Here is a 16,553-nt window from a genome sequence, read left to right on the forward strand (position 1 = left end):
CGCCTTTATTAACCTCCCGCGGTTAATAAAGGCGCACGGCAATATAGCCTCGGCACATGCGCGAACTCTTGGTGATCGGTATCGGTGCGGGTGATCCCGACCAGGTGACGGTTCAGGCGATCAAGGCTATGAACAGGGCCGATACGTTCTTCATCATCGGAAAGGGTGACGAGAAGCAGGCTCTGGTCGACTTGCGAACCGGCATCCTCGACGAGCACGTTCACCTCGACTACAAGGTGGTCGAGATCACGGACCCGCCGCGGGACCGAACCCCGACCGATTACGAGGGGGTTGTCGAGGACTGGCACGAGCGTCGGGCCGCGAAATTCGAAGCGGAATTCGCGGCCGAACCTGGCGTCGGAGCGATTCTCGTCTGGGGTGATCCCTCCCTCTACGACAGCACTCTGCGGATCGTCGAGCGCGTGCTCGCTCGCGGGAGAGTGACGTTCGACTACTCCGTCATCCCGGGAATCACCAGCGTGCAGTCGTTGGCTGCACAGCACCGAATCGTCCTCAACCGAATCGGCGAACCCATCCACATCACGACCGGCCGCAAACTGGCCGAGGGATTGCCCGACGGCGTGGACAACGCCGTCGTCATGCTCGACGCGCATTGCACCTTCACTCAGGTGGCCGAAGACCATGCCGAAATCTGGTGGGGGGCATACCTCGGAACCGCGGACGAGGAGTTGATTTCCGGCAACCTGCGCGACGTCGAAGATCGGATCGTCGCGCGCCGGGCGGAGCTGCGCGAGAAGCACGGTTGGATCATGGACACGTACCTCGTTCGGCGCTGACACCGACCGTGGATTTGCGGCCTCGATCCTGCGCTCTTGATCCCGAACGACGGTCTGCGCACCTATGATCTGCGCATGACATCGTTCGGACAGGACCGACTGCAGTCGATTCTGCCCGCGCCGCGTGGCCGTGAAAAATCAGCTGTGAAGTCGGCTTTCGACCTTCTCGTTCAATGGTATCGGCGTCCTGATCAATTCGACAGTTTCAATCGATACCTCGCCACGAAGGGCCTGGAGCTAGCCGTCCGATTGCTGGTCATCGGTTCCCTGACGACGGTCATCGTTGCGATGACTCTGCTGCGCTTCAGCGACGCGGGCGTGCACAACCACGTCACCAGCGTCGTCAACGCCGTCATCATCGGAGTCACGGTCGCGGTGATCGTGCTCTTCTGCCTTCTGCCCGAAATCACGCGTCGGTGGTCGTACTTTTTTGTCGCCTACTGCGAGGTCGGCGTATTTGTCGGTGTGTTCTTGAACAACGACCCCTTCATCGGGTTGATCCAGTGCGTGCTCTTGATACTGATCGGTGGTTACATCGCGTATTTTCACAACGCGAGACTCCAGGCGATTCACATCGCCCTGTCCATCGTGGTTCTGGCAGTGGTCGGCCGAAAGGTCGCGGTCTACGCGGATCCTGCGTTGGCCACCGCACTGTGTCTGATCATCGCCACCGGGATCGTGGTCATCCCGTTCGCCTGCCAGTTCGTCCTCTCACTTCTCGGCTCCGACGCGGACAGTTCGGATGTGGATCCGTTGACCGGCCTTCTGAATCGGCGCGGGCTGCAGCGAGCTGTTGTCGAAATGGGGGCAACGGGGCATGCGTCGAGCAAGTCGTCGTATGTCGTCGCGATCGTCGATGTCGATTCGTTCAAGAGCGTCAACGACTCGCGGGGGCACGAAGAAGGCGATCTCGTACTTCGTCAGATTGCTGATCGACTGCGGTGGTGCGGCGGCGAGAAGGCGCTCTTCGCCAGATTCGGTGGGGACGAGTTCGTCTTGGTGGACACGATCGACGTCGGTGCAGCGCCCGCATTCGAGGACAATCTGCGAAGGCACCTGCGAATCGACGATCGTGATCCGGCGGTGACGACCAGCGTCGGAGTCGCGATCACCTCTGCCGAATGGTCTTCGATCATTTCCGACGAGGAGTTGACGGAACTGTTTCGAGTAGCAGACGCCTCGATGTACCGCGCGAAGGCAGCCGGCGGCGATCGGGTTGTGATGTGGGACGGCAAAGAGTGAGAATTGTCTGATTGCGGGGAGTTGACTGGATTACCCTGACCTTATGGAATCTGCCGAGAGTGTGGAGCGTTCGGACGCCGTCGCGTCTCAACGGCCGCTCTCGGGTCCCGCATTCCGGCTGATCTCTTCTCAACTTGTCGATTGGTATCGGCGTCCGGACCAATTCGACACCTTCAATCGCTATCTCGCGGACAAAGGGTTGACCGTCGCCTCGCGGTTTCTTGTCGTCTGCTCGTTGGTGCTGGTCACCGTGATCATGTTCTTGACTCGCTTCAGTCCACAGGGACCGACCACTCCGCACGCGCGCACCGCGAACGCAGTCATCATCGTCATAACCGTGATGATGGCTGTCGCCCTCTCGACGAGGCGCAACCTCTCCCGTTCCTGGTCATACGCCTTTGTGCTCTATTCGGAAGTGGGAATAGCGGCCGCAATGCTGTTGTATTCCAATCCACTTGCGGCACTGGCACATGCCGTGATGTTCTCGGTGATCGGCGGATACATCGCGTTCTTCCACAATGCTCGAATACAGAGCCTTCACATGTTGTGGGTATTCGTCGTAGTCATCGGCATTGTGACGCGCATTTCCGTTGTCGAGAACTATTCGGATGTTCCGGTTCTGGTCGCTTTGACAGTTCTCGTCGGCGCGGCGATCTACGTGATCCCCTTTGCCTGTCAGTTCATCTTCTCCATTCTCGGCACCGATGCGTTGAATTCGCAGTTGGACCCACTGACCGGACTTCTCAACAGGAGGGGACTGGCCGACGAGGTGCGACTGTTACTGGAGCGGTCGTACGCCAATTCGGCGCTTGTCGTTGTCGCCGCTGTCGACATCGATCGATTCAAGACCATCAACGACGAGTACGGGCACACAGTCGGGGACGCTGTGATCGAGAAGGTCGGATCGAGACTGGTCGAATGCGCCGGCCCGGCGGCCTTGATCGCACGGATCGGCGGTGACGAGTTCATCATCGTCGATTCGGGCGATCAACGCTCGGTCGATCGACTCGAACAAGAACTTCAGCGATCAACGGTCACTGCTCCCGGCCATTCCGAGGTGGCCCTGAGCGTCGGAATCGCGAAGGTCGCAGGTCCTTTCGAATCGCCGGACGATGCACTCATCGCCTATCCCACTTTGCTGCGACGTGCAGATCGCGCGATGTACGCAGCGAAGGCGCGCGGTGGACACTCGGTGGTTCTGCTGACCGAAACGGACTGAGCACACGGTGAGTGTCCGTGGTCGGCGTTAGTCTGATGCCATGCCTGAACTACCCGAGGTGGAAGCGCTGGCAGGGTTCCTTCGTCAGCACGCGGTCGGCGCAGTAGTGGGACGCGTCGATATCGCTGCATTGAGTGTGCTCAAGACCTTCGATCCGCCGATCACGGCTTTGCAAGGGCGTGACGTCACGGGCGCCGCCCGCTTCGGGAAACATCTGGCTCTGGATTGCGACGGGTTGTGGTTGGTCACGCATCTCTCCCGCGCCGGTTGGATGCGGTGGCTCGATAATCCGTCGCCAACGCCGCCGAAGCCGGGGAAGGGGCCGTTGGCGCTGCGCGTTCATTTCTTCACACCTGAAGGGTTGACGCCGGCATTCGATCTCACCGAAGCCGGCACCAAGAAACGCCTCGCCGTGTGGGTGGTGAACGATCCGCAGGAGGTTCCGGGCATCGCCCGGTTGGGGCCGGACGCGATGGCTGTGACAGAAGCTGAGTTCGCAGAGATTCTGGGCGGGACGTCGGCGCGGATCAAGAACTCGATAGTCGATCAGTCGCTGATCGCCGGCATCGGGAACGCCTACTCGGACGAGATCCTCCATACCGCGAAACTTTCGCCCTTCGCGACCTCGTCGAGGCTGACGCCGGAGCAGATTTCGACGCTGTATGCCGTGATGCGGTCCACGCTGGCCGACGCGATCGAGCGTTCGGAAGGTCAGGACGCGGCCCGACTCAAAGGTGAGAAACGCTCGGGAATGCGAGTACATGCGCGCACCGGACTTCCTTGTCCGGTGTGCGGTGACGTCGTACGCGAGGTGTCGTTCGCGGAGCGTTCTTTTCAATACTGTGCGACGTGCCAGACAGGCGGTAAGCCGTTGGCGGACAGGCGAATGTCGAAACTGCTCAAGTAGCGAACTGCGCCGCGAGTAATTCGACGAATTCGCGGGCGAGCGCCGACGAATGGGTGGGTTCGGTAATTGCGTGGACGATCCGATGCGGGGCATCGGTGATCGGAATACAGACCAGTTCGGGATGTAGGGCGCTCATGGACTGGGGGAGCAAACCGACACCCAGGCCGTTGGCAGTCAGTGAACAGATCAGGTCCACCGAGTTGGCTTCGAGCGTTTTTCCGCGTGGGACCTGTGATTCGGCGAAGGCTTGGTCGGTTTGGACACGGGCCTCGCTGCCGGAGGCGAAGTCCACGAGAGTGTGATCCCGTAGGTCTTCGAGTCTGATCGACGAGGCCTGGGCAAAGGGATGGTCGGGAGCAACAAACGCTGCGGTGGGTTCACTCCACAACGGTGCGGCGGCAAAGCTCCTGGGTAAGCGGCCTGCGGCCAATCCGACGATGCCGACGTCGATTGCGCCGGACCGGACTCCTTCGATAACTACTTCACTGCCGTACGGTCGCGCGGTGATGTTGATTGCAGGGTGGCGGCGTGTCAGATCTGCCAGCGCACGGCCGACGTCGACGCGCCCCGCCGAGGTAATGGTGCCGACCGTCAGCCGCACTTGCTCGTTGCTCCGTGCCGAGACATCACTGACCAGTCTCGACACGGCGCCGAGCACCTCACGGGAGCGGGCGACAAAAACCTCCCCGGCAGCAGTCAGGCCGACGTTTCGACTGTTGCGGTTGAATAATTCGACTCCCAGTTCCTTTTCGAGGTCTCTGATCTGGGAGCTCAACGCAGACTGTGAAACGTGCAACCGCGCGGCAGCACGGCTGAAGTGTCTGTCTTCCGCGACTGCCAGGGCGTAGCGGATGTGACGTAGTTCCATTGCACCAATCTATCGCTTCTGGAGATAGATCATGCATATCTATCTATTGGACGCACGTCGGTGTGGGCGGTCATGCTTGACGACATGATTTCAAGCGACGCGCGTCCGAGGCTCGGACTACCGATAGTGCTGCTGATGGCTGCAGCGACGGGTCTGTGCGCGGGCGGTAACTACTTCAATCAGCCACTTCTCGATTCCATTTCGGATCACTTGAACGTCTCGGCCTCCGCAGCGGCCGCGACGGTGACCATTGCACAGGTCGCGTATGCACTCGGATTGATACTTCTGGTTCCGGTAGGCGACATGGTCGACCGACGCAAGCTGACGGTAGGGCTCATGCTGCTGGCGGCGACGGGTCAAGCGGTCAGCGGATTTGCGCCCAACTTTGCCACGCTTGCCGTGGGAATCGCAGTGGCAGGGGTCTTTTCGGTTGCTGCCCAGGTGCTGATTCCGTTTGCCGCCTCACTGGCCGAACCTGAGAGGTCCGGTCAGGTGGTCGGAACGATCATGAGCGGACTGCTGATCGGAATCCTGTTGGCGCGCAGTGTTGCCGGCGTGCTCTCCGGACTGGGAGGTTGGTCGACGGTCTACAAGGTTGCGGCAGTTCTGATGGTGGTGATGGCCGTGGCACTGTGGCGATCTCTGCCTTCCGATTCCGCCGATCGACCGAAGGCAAGCTACGGGGCGACGCTCGCGTCGGTAGGGAAGTCGGCTGCGACCTTGCCGCGCCTGAGAACTCGATCGGCCATGGGCGGGCTGGCTTTTGCTGCCGTCAGCACAGTCTTCACGACAATGGCCTTTCTTCTCTCCGGCGAATTCGGCTACAGCGATACTCAAATCGGCCTGGTCGGACTACTCGGCGTGGCGGGAGCGTTGATGGCGACCGTGGCGGGCAGACTGGCCGATCGGGGACTGGGTCAGGTGGCGACGGGCGGAGCTATCGCGATTCTGTTGGTGTCGTGGCTTCCCTTTGCCTCCGGTGCCACGCATATAGTGTGGTTTCTTGTTGCCATAGTTCTTGCCGACCTCGCGCTGCAGGGAGTGCACGTCAGCAACCAGAACGTGATCTACGCCCTTGTCCCCGAAGCGCGTTCGCGTGTGAACTCGGTGTACATGACCACCTACTTCGTGGGTGCCGCCGTGGGCTCGGTTGTGGGGTCGATGGTGTGGAAGTCGTACGGCTGGAACGGAGTATGCATCGCCGGGTTGGTCTTCTCCGTTGCAACGGCGTTGGTGTGGATGCACGATCGCCGGCTGGAAAAGGCTGAACTGCGAATCCCGGAATCCCTTGTCTCGGTGGGATAGGCACCCGCACCTTCTCGGATCCCCGCACCTGTCAGATTTCGGCGCCTGTCAGATTTCGGTACCGTCCACCAAGATCTTGCCGACGCGTTCGGGATAGAACGACACGTGGTTGTCGATCCCGGACGCTTCGGCGGTGGTGAACGGATAGAACCACGCCAGATCCGCGATCGGTGCGAGTTCGGTTGTGCCGGTGAAGGACAGATACGACGCAGTGCCCTTGTACGGGCAGGCCGTGGTGGTCGGGGACGGCACAAAGTACTCGCTGCGAACGTCGATTCTCGGAATGTAGTACCGCGTGGGCAGTCCGGTTTCGAACAGCAGTCTGGGTCGTGTCGTCTCGGCGACCAGTACGTCGCCGACAAAAACCTGGACGTGTCGGGACGAGGGGAGCGCGTCGATACGTACGTATGGATTGCGGGCGTGGACAAAGACCTGTTGATCCTCCTCGTACCAGGCGTCCATGCGATCCCAGTAGAACGCGACGTACTCACTCAGGTCCAGGGAACCGTCGAACTGTTCAGGGTAGGACCAGACGGCGTCCTCGGCCCGGCGATCCCCGATCTCGATCGTCCAATAGGTGGCGTCACCTTTCCATGGGCAATGGGTGGTCGTCGACGTCGGGACGAGGAATTCGGTGCGAACGTCCGCGCGAGGGATGTAGTACATCGGCAGACGGCCGCGTTCGAAAAGGTACACCGAACGAGTGGTGTCCGCGACGGCGTGACCAGCGAAGAATGCTCGAATGCGGCGGGGGTTCGGCTCCAGTGCGATCCGCCCGTTGGAAGCTGTGATCTGTGTGTCTTCTGCGTGAGTCAGTGCTGTGGACATTCGCGAATGCTCCTGAGATCGGCAGGGTGGTCCTTCCCATCCTGCGCCCGGCAGCAGCTATTTGACAGGTTGGAGTCGAAATACGCGGATCTGGCGCCCGAATGCTCGATCGGCATAGGTTTCGTACGGTGGCCACGTGGTGGTCGCGAGCTTCCACAGCTTCTTACGCGTGGCGCCCTCCGCCAGACTCGCACCTACCGGTATTTCGACGCCCTTCACTGTCACGATTGCGGTGGGATTTGCCATCAAATTGAGTGTCCACGCTGGATGCGTATCCTGCCCCCAGTTGGATCCGACGACGACAAACGCATCGCCGTCGGGTGCGTACAGAACTGGCGTAGTGCGAGAACGGCCGGTCTTGCGGCCAGTGGTGGTGAGCAGTAGCTGGGTCACGGTGTTCTCGCCGACGAGTGAGAGCTTGCCGCCCGACGCTCTCTGCACTGCTCGATCGAGCGGAACCAGATCCTTGCCGAGATCCGAGAACCATTGTGTATGGCCGACATTGCGCATCAATGACCGGTAGATATTGCGCATAGGACCCCTCGGTTTCTCGGCACTGTTTCGAGGCTGGTGCACCTCGACTCGAAAGAGTCTGCCACGTCAGGTCACAGATACCTGAGTCCCAAGGTCCCGAAAGGAATGAAGCGGTCAGCCGAATTCGGTTTTGGTGGAGTGGAATTGGGGCATACCTCCGAAACCGTTCGTGTGCGCGCGTTGGACGGCCATTGGAAGGTCAAGCCTCCGTGGTCAAGACTCCGAGGTCAAGCCTCCGTGGTCAAGACATCGGGCTCTAGCCACTCGACGCCGAGCAGTTCGGACAGCGACCGCAGACCGGATCGATCACCACCTTTCAGACCTGTAACCGAATTGAGATTGCGCAACATAACCGTGGCGACGTCCTCTTCCTTGGTGCCCACGCCGAAGGGTATGACCCATGGACACGTCTGGTAGTCGCGGTGTGACCGACCGAATGTCTGTTCTGCCGCGATCCCTGAGTATCGCGGTTGATGAAAGATTCCCGTCCGTGGCAACGAGGACGCGTGAGTGCCGTCGGGGAGTGCTTCGTTGGCGTGGAGCGAGATCGAGGTCGTGACATTGAAGACGATGACCGGTGCATCCCCGCGTTGAAACCGCAGACGTTGACCTTCCTTGTCCGGCACCGCGCCGAACAGTTTTGCCACCGAGATCCCGGCGTCTTCGATCATCTCGACCAGTGGATCGCCTGCCGTGGAGACGAATTCGACGGCCACCAGCACCTGTTTGCCTGCCTTGACCTGCGCCTGCGCCCACTGGGCCGTCGATTCGGCGCGGATCATGCCCGCCTTCTGTCGATAGCGCAGAACAAGCGCACGGCCCCGCGCGATGTTGCGGCTCTTGCGGGCCAATCCCATTTCGTAGGCGTACTCGGCCCACTCGGTCTCGTACTCGGCGCGCTGGGCATGCGTGAGGTCGATCGGCATACCGTCGAGCGGAACGGGTCCCCACGGAGTCGGTCGATGAATCATCAAGGGCGGTTTGCTGTTCGACATCCATCCACGCACGGTCTCGAGCGCCTGGGATTGCAGGGTCGCTGATTCCTTCGCCTCTGCGCTCCACGTCCACTTCCCGTAGGACTTGTCCAGCGGAAGGCCGGACTCGACAAGCCTGGCACCCAGGTCGGACCAGTACTCCGAAGGTTCTGAATGCAGCTGCGCAAAAAGCGGCGCCAGGTAACGCTGATCTGCCGGCGTATGTCCCGGTGTTGCTGTCACGGACAGGACGAACGGCGCTTGCTCGTGTGAATTGGAAAAGCGCGCAACCTTCTCGAAGGCAGCTGTGCGCTGTGTGTCGTTGCTGTACAGCTGGGCCTCGTCCGCGATCACCACACCGAAGGTGTACTTGGGACGGCCGTTTCGCGCGATCAGCTTCTTCAATTGGTCAGGCGACATGATCAGCCAGCGGAATCCGCCATCGCCCACCGATGCGATGGAATAGCGCCAATGCGGAATGGTGATCTGTGCGGGTCGATCGACGAGGACGAGGATGTTGGTTTCGCCGCGTTCCTCGGCAATCGTCTTGGCCGACATCACTGCGATCAGCGTCTTACCCAGGCCGGCATTGTCTGCCAACAGAAATCCGCGTTTGCCGGCCCGAGCAGCGTCGACGACGGCCGCAGCCCCCGAAACCTGCTCGGGCCGAGGAATTTTGGGTGCAGCAACCGGGCGTTCGCCGGTGCTGTCATTGATGTCGTCCTCGACCCACTGCTGATACGAGAAGGGGAGTGCCTTGAACGGAGCGAGTTCTACAGGCAACTCCGTGCCGACCCACGCGTAGCTCTTCCATTTCTTGACGAACTGCGCACCAGGCGCCGGCGTCCGAAAGGGTACGTCGAGAAGCCAGACTCGTTCGCCCGGAGCAGCTGTCGGAACGTCGGGCATCACAGCGCGTGATCGTTTCTTTGCGACAGTCTTCTTTGCGGCGGTCTTTTTGGTTGCACTCTTCTTGGGAGCAGCCTTCTTCGGTGCAGCTTTCTTTGCGGCAGCCTTGCGTGCCGTGGTTGCTTTGCGTGGTGGCATCAGGCGGTTTCTGCTGTGAGGAATTCACGCAGCGTGAGCGCAGGCCGGCCGACAAGGTCCTCCACGGTGCTCGTGATCATCGCCAATTCACCCTGCGCGATTGCGGTGTACGTCGACACCCAAGCATCGAGCTCCCAATCGGGTGCGTTGTACGACGCCCGCGACTCGTAGGCTTCCTCGAGCGTTTCCTCGACGTACGTGGTCCGCTTGCCGGTGACCTGGGTGATGATGCTCGCGGCCTCGGAGAGCGTCAGTGCCTCGCGTCCGGTCAGGTTGTACGTCTGTCCGACATGAGAATCCAGATCCTGCAGAACCGACACAGCGACGGCAGCAATGTCGGACCGCGCTACCGCGCCGACAAGACCGTCACCTGCGGGTCCGCGGATCACACCGTCTTCACCGGCGAGAGCGGGTAGGAAATCGAGGTAGAAGCTGTCGCGCAGGAAGGTGAATGCGAGTCCGGAAGCGCGGATATGTTCCTCGGTGATCCAGTGATCGCGAGCGAGCGTGAACGTCGCGTCCGGAGCGGCACCGAGGAAAGACGTGTAGACGATGTGCCTGACCCCGGCCTCCGCTGCGGCGTCGATGAAGGTGCGGTGCTGATCCAGGCGATCTGCGCTTTCGGCCGCCGAGACCATGAAGAGGGTGTCGATTCCGGCCAGAGCCGCGAGAGCGCTCTCCTGATCCCCGTACGTGGTCTCGGCCGAATCGGCACCGGGGAGCTGCGGTAATCGGTTGACCGACCGTGCGATCAGTCGCTGCGGGACACCGGCGTCGGCCAACGACCGGGCAACCAGTCCGCCGATATGACCGGTAGCGCCGGTGACGGCGATCCTCGCAGACCGTGAATCTACGGACATGGTGCCCCTCCTTCGGTCGGTGTGCATCCCATCTTGCCGGAACCCACTCCCACGTCAGGTCACGACGCGACGATTACACCGCGAGCCACCGACAGAGCGTCGGACAAAGCTGTCCTGGTGTTGTCGTCTAGGGGCAGCAGGGGCCGGCGGGGAAGGCCGGCGTCGACGCCGAGAAATTCCAACCCGGCTTTGACCGTCGACGGCAGTCCGCGACTGACGAGGACCTTCAGTAGTGGCTCGATCTGTTCGAACACAGCGGCGGCACCCGACCGATCACCGGATTCGAGTAGACGCCAGAAGTGCACCACCTGTTCGGGGGCCAGACACGGTGCTGCCGTGCACCATCCGCTTGCGCCTGCAGAGAAAGATTGCAGTGCAAGAGGATTGCTGCCGTTGAAGAAGGGGATAGTGCCACCACTCAGTTCGTTGATGCGGTTCATGCGGGTGATGTCGCCGGTGGATTCCTTGATCATCGTGATGCCGTCGACGGTGGAGACGAGGTCGACGAGAAACTCCGGCGACATGTCGATCCCTGTGGTCGCGGGATTGTTGTAGATCATCGTGGGAATGTCGACGGAATCGGCGACCGCACTGACGTGTTCACGAATCTCCTGCTCACCCAGATGCCAGTACGACGTGGGGAGGATCATCATTGCGTCGGCGCCGGCGTCTGCCGCGATCGATGCTCGGCGGAGTGCTCCCGCCGTCGTCAGATCCGACACTCCGACGACGGTGGGGACCCGTCGGTCGACGTAGTCGACAGTTTCCCGGGCGACCGACTCCCATTCGGCGTCGTCGAGATAGGCGCTCTCGCCGGTGCTGCCGAGTGGGGCTATCGCGTCGACACCACTGCTGATCATGCTGTCGAGGAGCGTGTGTAGCGGCTTGGGATCGAATGCTCCGGTGTCCCGGTCGAACGGGGTGATGGGGTAGGCGACGATTCCCTTGATTGTGCTGCTCATGGGGTTCTCTGTTCTGTTGGTGGGAAACGAAATTCAGTTGGTCAGTGCGTCGGGATGATTGCGGAGAGCCCGACGGGCGTAGTACGCGAAGTTCGCCTCGCTGCGCCGAGGGGTCAGTGTCCAATCGTGAGCCTCCTTCGCCAGGCGAGGCGGTAGCGGCTTGATGTCGCCGGCAGCCATTGCCAGCAACTGCAGCCGCGCGGCCCGCTCGATCAGATGCCCGAGGGAGCATGCTTCTTCGACCGTGTTGCCGACGACGAGTTGGCCGTGGTGGGCGAGCAGAATTGCCCGCTTGTCGCCGAGCGCAGCCGAAATGATCTCGCCCTCTTCGTTTCCCACGGGAACTCCGGGCCAGTCGGCGAGAAATGCGCAGTCGTCGTAGAGGGGCGCGATGTCCATTTGGGAGACGACGAGGGGAATCTCGAGCATCGACAACGCCGTCGCGTGCAGTGGGTGTGTGTGGACGATGCAGTTGACGTCGGGTCGGGCGCGGTAGATCCAACTGTGGAACCTGTTGGCGGGGTTCGGCATGCCCTCCCCGTCGAGGACTTCGAGATCCTCGTTGACGAGCAGGAGGTTGTCCTCGGTGATCTCGTCGAACCCGAGGCCGAGTCGCTGGGTGACAAACGTGCCAGGCTGCACGCCGCGGGCGGAGATCTGGCCGGCGAGACCGGAATCGTGGCCGGCGTCCGACAGTGCGCGGCACGTCAGTGCGATCTTCTGTCGAAGTGTCCAACTGCCTGTGGTTACTTCGGTGAGCATTTTCGTCTCGGCGGTGGCCATGAGTTCTTGCTTGCTCGCATGCATCGTGTCGGTCATGGGGTGTGCCTTTCTCGGGCCCGGTATCAATGACATTCAGTCACCTATAGGACACAAAGTGTCATATAAGACGGAAATGTGCAACCCTCAGGACGAGCGCCGGTGATCGTCGCAGGTCAATGTGTTGGTAGGGTGATGACACAAAGTCTCGTGAGGGGAATCGAATGGCAGCGTTTTTGCGAACACATCGGCGTCGCGCCGGTCTGACGCTCGAGGGCCTGGCCGAGCAGACCGGTCTGACGAAGAGCTATCTCTCGAAGGTCGAGCGGGGTATCAGTACCCCGTCGATCGCGGTGGCGCTCAAAATTGCACGGGTGCTCGATGCCGATGTGGGACAACTGTTCTCGGACAGTATGGAGGGCAATGCCATGACGATCGTGCGCGCCAAGGACCGCGTGATCGACCCGGCTTCCTCCGTGCAGTCTTCCGTCTACGATCCGATCGCGCCCTCCATGGTCGGAAAGGCCATGCAGCCGTTCGTGGTTCATCCGGCGTCGGCGATGGGTCCCAAGTTCATGGACCACACGGGAGAGGAGTTCGTGTTCGTGCACTCCGGATCCGTAGAATTCGAAATCCCCGGACAGACGATGCACCTCGACGCCGGCGACAGCCTGTATTTCGACGCGAATACGCCACACCGGATGCGATCGGTGTCGGCAGATCGTGCGGTGGTGCTGGTTGTCGTCTACGACAATCCTTCGACTGGATCACCCAGCGGCGACTCACTGGAAGCGCACTGCGGGGTGAGCAGATGACCCTGGGGATCGACACGACACTGACGCTGCTCGCGGCCGGTCTGATCTTCCTTCTCTCCCTGTGCCTGGGAATCTGGAAGTACCGACAGATGGCCACCTCGGATAATCACCTCGCCCATCCGTATGTCGACATCGCCCACCGCGCAGCCCTGATGTACTCGTTTGCGACGCTGCTGATCGCGGTGTTCGTCGAACTCAGTGCGTGGCCGACGTGGATCAACCTGACCAGTGCCGCAGTGGTCGTGTTCTTCTTTCTCGCAGCGATTTTCAGCTACATCGCTCACGGTGCGATGAAGGACACCGACAATCAGTTCGAGTCCGCCGGTCCGCCCCTGCACCTCGGAATGTTCCTGCTGATTCTCGGTGAGGTGGGCGGATTCGCGGTCCTGCTCGCAGGTTTCGTGAAAGGCCAGTTCTTCTGACCGGGCTTCAGCGTCGGTGCTCGTAGCCGATCCAGGCGCGTCGACGCTCACCCATCGGGTCGTTCTCCACTCTGGACGTCTCGTCGAAGATCATCGTTTGCCGCTCCGGGACGGAGTAGGCGGGCCAATCCTGGTCCGGCACTCCGTGTCGGGCGAAATGGATCCAGTGGCGCTGCACGGTGGAGGTCACCGCGGCCAGTCCGCGACGTCCACCGACCGCGGTCAAGGCCGCGGTGAGTGCATCCGAACGGCCGAAGACCGCAAGCAATTCGGTGGCATGGGTAGCGCCCATGCCGATGAGTCTGAGCAGGCGAGGCGCAAAATCGTAGCGGTAACTGTAGGTAGGAGCTACCTGGCAATGGCCCTGTGCGCACAGTATTGCCGGTTCCCAGAAGGTGATGTCGCCGCCGAGATCGGCGGCAGCGAAACGATGCGGATACGTGGGATACGCCGCGAGCGCACGTGCTTTCACTTCAGGGGTGGTGTGGGAGAACATCTTCTCGATCCGAACCGGGTTGGTAGGCAAGATGTCGAGAACGCGCGGAAAGATCCGCCCCTCATGGAGATTCGAACCGACGAGCAGCGGAACGGGGTGGGCCCGTCCGGCGGCGAACACGTCGAGCGGGTGTTCGGGAAGAATGTCGTCACCCACTACAGGGGCGAATGCCCGTGTTCCGGGTTCTTCGTCCGCGCCGCGTCGCGCAAGTTCTTCGCCGGCGTCGACCAGTTCCTTCACCGAAGCGGAGCGCAGCCACGAGGCAGGATCGGTTTCCGGTGCGTCTGCGATCTCGAGGAACTCGCGCGCCCATCGCTGCGCTCGATCCTTTCCGTATGCCGAAGCAGCCGGCGGACTTTGAGCAATGGCCCGAGCGAACAACCCTCGGGCCGCGGGCGTTGCCATCAGAGTGGTGACAGCGTTGGCGCCGGACGATTCACCGAAGACGGTGACGGCGTTCGGGTCGCCACCGAAGGAGGCGATGTTGCGCTGGACCCACGTCAGCGCGGCGATCTGATCGCGCAATCCGAGGTTCGTGTCGAATGATTGTTCAGCAGTGGAATACTCACTGAAATCGAGGTAGCCCAACGCGCCGAGACGATATTGGATCGAGACGTAGACGATGTCGCCACGTTCGACCAGGCTCGTTCCGCGGTACATGGGCGTCGACGGATTCCCGCCGTTGTACGCGCCGCCGTGAATGAACACCATGACCGGTCGCAACGAATCCGACGGTACCTGCGGGGCCACGACATTGACGAAGAGTGAGTTCTCGTCGAAGTTGCTCTTGCGCTGCGGAGACGGAGAGCCGAATGCTTCCGCCGGGCGGACACCATTCCAAGCCTCGACCGGCCGTGGTGCGCGAAATCTCCAGCGGCCGGTCGGGGCCGCTGCGTAGGGGATTGCTCGCCAGGTGCGCAGTCCTCGATCGAGGCGCCCGCGTACGACCCCGGAATCGAGAGTGATCTCGAGGGGGCTCGTCACGGTAGGGAGATGTCGGTGCCGTGGCTACGGTAACCGCTGTATCCCGACCAGGCCAAGCGTTGTTCACGTCTGGGATCGTTCTCGACGCGGACGATCTCGTCGAAGATCATGGTCCTACGCTCCTGCGCGTCGTAACGCGGCCACGACCCACGCGGCGAGCCGTGCTTGGCGAAGTGAAGCCAGTGTCCCTGAACAGATTCGGTGACTGCGCGCAGTCCGCGCCGACCGCCGGGAAGGGTGAGGCCGCGCCCGACAAGGGTGTCGCCGATACCGAAGACCGCGAACATCTCGAAACCGTGAGTGGCGTCGAGGCCGAGCCAACGCATCATCGTCGGCGCGAAGTCGAATCGGTAGGCGTACGTCGGCGCCGATTGTGCGTGAGCCTGCATCAACTCCACTGAAGGGTGCCAGAACGTGACGTCTCCACCGACATCGATCGCGGACTGCTCGTCGGGATAGCCGGGATAGGTTGCGAGGATGCGCTTTCCGGCCTCGGGATCGGTGAGAGCGAACATGGTGTCGATGCGCGACGGGTTGGTCGGGAGTGCGTCGAGCACCTTCGGGAACAGCGTTCCCTCCCGTCTGTTGGTGCCGATGATCATCGGAACCTGGTGTGCCGATCCTTCATTGAATGCGTCCAAGGGGGAGCGCGGCAGGAAGTCGCCGTCGACGACTGGACCGAAGGGATGTAGTCCAGGCGTATTCGCCAGTACCTCGGCACCGAGTCTGCTGCCTGCTCGGCCCAATTCGACGGCAGTCGCCGAGGTCAAAGCCTTCGCGGGCGGTAGACCGGAATTGAGGATCTCGACGAAACGCGCACCCCAGGCGTGCGATCGCTGCGTGCTCGAGACTAGATCCGGAGCCGAACTCTCGGCGATCGCACCAGCGAACAGTCCCTTGGCAGCCGGAGTAGCCATCAAGGTGGTGACGGCAGTGGCTCCGGCGGATTCACCGAAGATCGTGACTTTTTCAGGATCCCCACCGAAGGCCGCGATATTGCGCTGCACCCATTGCAGGGCCGCGACCTGATCGCGCAGTCCGAGGTTGGAATCGAATGCCCGCTCGGCCGTGGAGAAGGGTGTGAAATCGAGGTACCCCAGAGCACCGAGGCGGTAGTTGATCGAGACGTAGACGATGTCGCCGCGTTCGACGAGGGACGCACCGGAGTACAAGCCGGTAGCCGAGGTCCCGATGGTGTTTGCCCCACCGTGGATGAAGACCATGACCGGAAGCGGGGTGTTACCGGCGTTCGCTGGAGCGAGCACGTTGAGTGTCAGACAGTCCTCGCTGCTCGGCTGGTACTTCCCGGGCGAAAGCAGCAGCCCCTTCTTGTGCTGGACCGAGGCGTCGCCGAACCTGGTCGAGTCGCGTTCTCCGGTCCATGGTGTGACCGGCTGTGGCCGCGTCAGACGCAGTGTTCCGACCGGCGGCCGGGCGTAGGGAATTCCGCGCCAGGCACGAAGTTTTCCCACCCGGCGGCCGCGTAGGGTGCCGTCGGCCGTGGTCACAAGTATGTCGGACGCCATGTCGCGAC

General features: G+C 61.6%; 16 protein-coding genes. 7 read left to right on the forward strand and 9 right to left on the reverse strand.

What is annotated here, in order from left to right; all coding sequences use genetic code 11:
- Window positions 1-56: 56 nt before the first annotated feature.
- From cobF to QM596_RS07450, 4 genes are all read left to right on the forward strand, one after another.
- A complete protein-coding gene (gene cobF / locus QM596_RS07435; RefSeq protein ID WP_021332282.1) occupies window positions 57-797 on the forward strand; it encodes a precorrin-6A synthase (deacetylating) in 741 nt (246 codons plus the stop codon).
- A 75-nt stretch (window positions 798-872) separates the two neighbouring features.
- A complete protein-coding gene (locus QM596_RS07440) occupies window positions 873-2,039 on the forward strand; it encodes a GGDEF domain-containing protein (protein WP_020908672.1) in 1,167 nt (388 codons plus the stop codon).
- A gap of 43 nt (window positions 2,040-2,082) precedes the next feature.
- Window positions 2,083-3,258 (forward strand): GGDEF domain-containing protein, encoded by a 1,176-nt coding sequence (locus QM596_RS07445; protein WP_020908671.1) that lies wholly within the window; start codon window positions 2,083-2,085, stop codon window positions 3,256-3,258.
- Between the two features lie 40 nt (window positions 3,259-3,298).
- Complete coding sequence (locus QM596_RS07450; RefSeq protein WP_019744780.1) at window positions 3,299-4,165, forward strand: Fpg/Nei family DNA glycosylase; 867 nt, start codon at window positions 3,299-3,301, stop codon at window positions 4,163-4,165.
- Here QM596_RS07450 and QM596_RS07455 read toward each other — a convergent pair.
- Window positions 4,158-5,033, reverse strand: a complete 876-nt coding sequence (locus tag QM596_RS07455; protein WP_283308508.1) for a LysR family transcriptional regulator — start codon at window positions 5,031-5,033, stop codon at window positions 4,158-4,160. The two genes, QM596_RS07450 and QM596_RS07455, sit on opposite strands and share 8 nt — an antisense overlap.
- A 72-nt stretch (window positions 5,034-5,105) precedes the next feature.
- On the opposite strand from QM596_RS07455, the gene QM596_RS07460 reads away from it, so the two are divergent.
- Entirely contained in the window at window positions 5,106-6,338 is a 1,233-nt protein-coding gene (locus QM596_RS07460; protein ID WP_283308509.1) for an MFS transporter, read from the forward strand.
- Window positions 6,339-6,386: 48 nt separating this feature from the next.
- Here QM596_RS07460 and QM596_RS07465 read toward each other — a convergent pair whose 3' ends face one another.
- From QM596_RS07465 to QM596_RS07490, 6 genes are all read right to left on the reverse strand, one after another.
- On the reverse strand, window positions 6,387-7,166 hold the full coding sequence (locus tag QM596_RS07465; protein WP_283308511.1) for a DUF427 domain-containing protein: 780 nt from the start codon (window positions 7,164-7,166) through the stop codon (window positions 6,387-6,389).
- Window positions 7,167-7,223: 57 nt separating this feature from the next.
- Complete coding sequence (locus QM596_RS07470; protein WP_283308512.1) at window positions 7,224-7,700, reverse strand: nitroreductase/quinone reductase family protein; 477 nt, start codon at window positions 7,698-7,700, stop codon at window positions 7,224-7,226.
- A gap of 227 nt (window positions 7,701-7,927) precedes the next feature.
- Window positions 7,928-9,721, reverse strand: a complete 1,794-nt coding sequence (locus QM596_RS07475; RefSeq protein WP_133727904.1) for a DEAD/DEAH box helicase family protein — start codon at window positions 9,719-9,721, stop codon at window positions 7,928-7,930.
- The gene (locus QM596_RS07480) at window positions 9,721-10,581 is read right to left on the reverse strand and encodes an SDR family oxidoreductase (protein WP_283308514.1); all 861 of its coding nucleotides are present in this window, start codon (window positions 10,579-10,581) and stop codon (window positions 9,721-9,723) included. Before QM596_RS07480 ends, QM596_RS07475 begins: the two co-directional genes overlap by 1 nt.
- Before the next feature lie 59 nt (window positions 10,582-10,640).
- Window positions 10,641-11,543, reverse strand: a complete 903-nt coding sequence (locus QM596_RS07485; protein ID WP_019744773.1) for a dihydrodipicolinate synthase family protein — start codon at window positions 11,541-11,543, stop codon at window positions 10,641-10,643.
- A 33-nt stretch (window positions 11,544-11,576) separates the two neighbouring features.
- On the reverse strand, window positions 11,577-12,362 hold the full coding sequence (locus QM596_RS07490; RefSeq protein WP_060938212.1) for an aldolase: 786 nt from the start codon (window positions 12,360-12,362) through the stop codon (window positions 11,577-11,579).
- 164 nt (window positions 12,363-12,526) lie between these two features.
- Between QM596_RS07490 and QM596_RS07495 the strand changes: the two genes are divergently transcribed.
- Window positions 12,527-13,117, forward strand: coding sequence for a helix-turn-helix domain-containing protein (locus QM596_RS07495; RefSeq protein ID WP_283308518.1), 591 nt, complete (start codon window positions 12,527-12,529; stop codon window positions 13,115-13,117).
- On the forward strand, window positions 13,114-13,539 hold the full coding sequence (locus QM596_RS07500) for a hypothetical protein (protein WP_003946354.1): 426 nt from the start codon (window positions 13,114-13,116) through the stop codon (window positions 13,537-13,539). Before QM596_RS07495 ends, QM596_RS07500 begins: the two co-directional genes overlap by 4 nt.
- A 7-nt stretch (window positions 13,540-13,546) precedes the next feature.
- On the opposite strand, the gene QM596_RS07505 is transcribed toward QM596_RS07500, so the two are convergent.
- Both QM596_RS07505 and QM596_RS07510 read right to left on the reverse strand, forming a co-directional pair.
- Window positions 13,547-15,019 (reverse strand): carboxylesterase/lipase family protein, encoded by a 1,473-nt coding sequence (locus QM596_RS07505; protein ID WP_283308521.1) that lies wholly within the window; start codon window positions 15,017-15,019, stop codon window positions 13,547-13,549.
- A complete protein-coding gene (locus QM596_RS07510) occupies window positions 15,016-16,545 on the reverse strand; it encodes a carboxylesterase/lipase family protein (RefSeq protein WP_283308522.1) in 1,530 nt (509 codons plus the stop codon). Before QM596_RS07510 ends, QM596_RS07505 begins: the two co-directional genes overlap by 4 nt.
- Window positions 16,546-16,553 lie beyond the last annotated feature (8 nt).

The sequence above is a fragment of the Rhodococcus sp. IEGM 1406 genome (genome assembly GCF_030056745.1).
In the GTDB taxonomy this organism is placed as follows: domain Bacteria; phylum Actinomycetota; class Actinomycetes; order Mycobacteriales; family Mycobacteriaceae; genus Rhodococcus_F; species Rhodococcus_F erythropolis.

Excerpts from the sequence above, each read along its gene's own strand:
- QM596_RS07445 (WP_020908671.1), top strand. The coding sequence starts at position 2,083 with ATGGAATCTGCCGAGAGTGTGGAGCGTTCGGACGCCGTCGCGTCTCAA.
- QM596_RS07510 (WP_283308522.1), bottom strand. The coding sequence starts at position 16,545 with ATGGCGTCCGACATACTTGTGACCACGGCCGACGGCACCCTACGCGGC.
- QM596_RS07490 (WP_060938212.1), bottom strand. The coding sequence starts at position 12,362 with ATGACCGACACGATGCATGCGAGCAAGCAAGAACTCATGGCCACCGCC.
- QM596_RS07475 (WP_133727904.1), bottom strand. The coding sequence starts at position 9,721 with ATGCCACCACGCAAAGCAACCACGGCACGCAAGGCTGCCGCAAAGAAA.
- QM596_RS07470 (WP_283308512.1), bottom strand. The coding sequence starts at position 7,700 with ATGCGCAATATCTACCGGTCATTGATGCGCAATGTCGGCCATACACAA.
- QM596_RS07495 (WP_283308518.1), top strand. The coding sequence starts at position 12,527 with ATGGCAGCGTTTTTGCGAACACATCGGCGTCGCGCCGGTCTGACGCTC.
- QM596_RS07460 (WP_283308509.1), top strand. The coding sequence starts at position 5,106 with ATGCTTGACGACATGATTTCAAGCGACGCGCGTCCGAGGCTCGGACTA.
- QM596_RS07480 (WP_283308514.1), bottom strand. The coding sequence starts at position 10,581 with ATGTCCGTAGATTCACGGTCTGCGAGGATCGCCGTCACCGGCGCTACC.
- QM596_RS07455 (WP_283308508.1), bottom strand. The coding sequence starts at position 5,033 with ATGGAACTACGTCACATCCGCTACGCCCTGGCAGTCGCGGAAGACAGA.
- QM596_RS07440 (WP_020908672.1), top strand. The coding sequence starts at position 873 with ATGACATCGTTCGGACAGGACCGACTGCAGTCGATTCTGCCCGCGCCG.
- QM596_RS07465 (WP_283308511.1), bottom strand. The coding sequence starts at position 7,166 with ATGTCCACAGCACTGACTCACGCAGAAGACACACAGATCACAGCTTCC.
- QM596_RS07485 (WP_019744773.1), bottom strand. The coding sequence starts at position 11,543 with ATGAGCAGCACAATCAAGGGAATCGTCGCCTACCCCATCACCCCGTTC.
- QM596_RS07450 (WP_019744780.1), top strand. The coding sequence starts at position 3,299 with ATGCCTGAACTACCCGAGGTGGAAGCGCTGGCAGGGTTCCTTCGTCAG.
- cobF (WP_021332282.1), top strand. The coding sequence starts at position 57 with ATGCGCGAACTCTTGGTGATCGGTATCGGTGCGGGTGATCCCGACCAG.
- QM596_RS07500 (WP_003946354.1), top strand. The coding sequence starts at position 13,114 with ATGACCCTGGGGATCGACACGACACTGACGCTGCTCGCGGCCGGTCTG.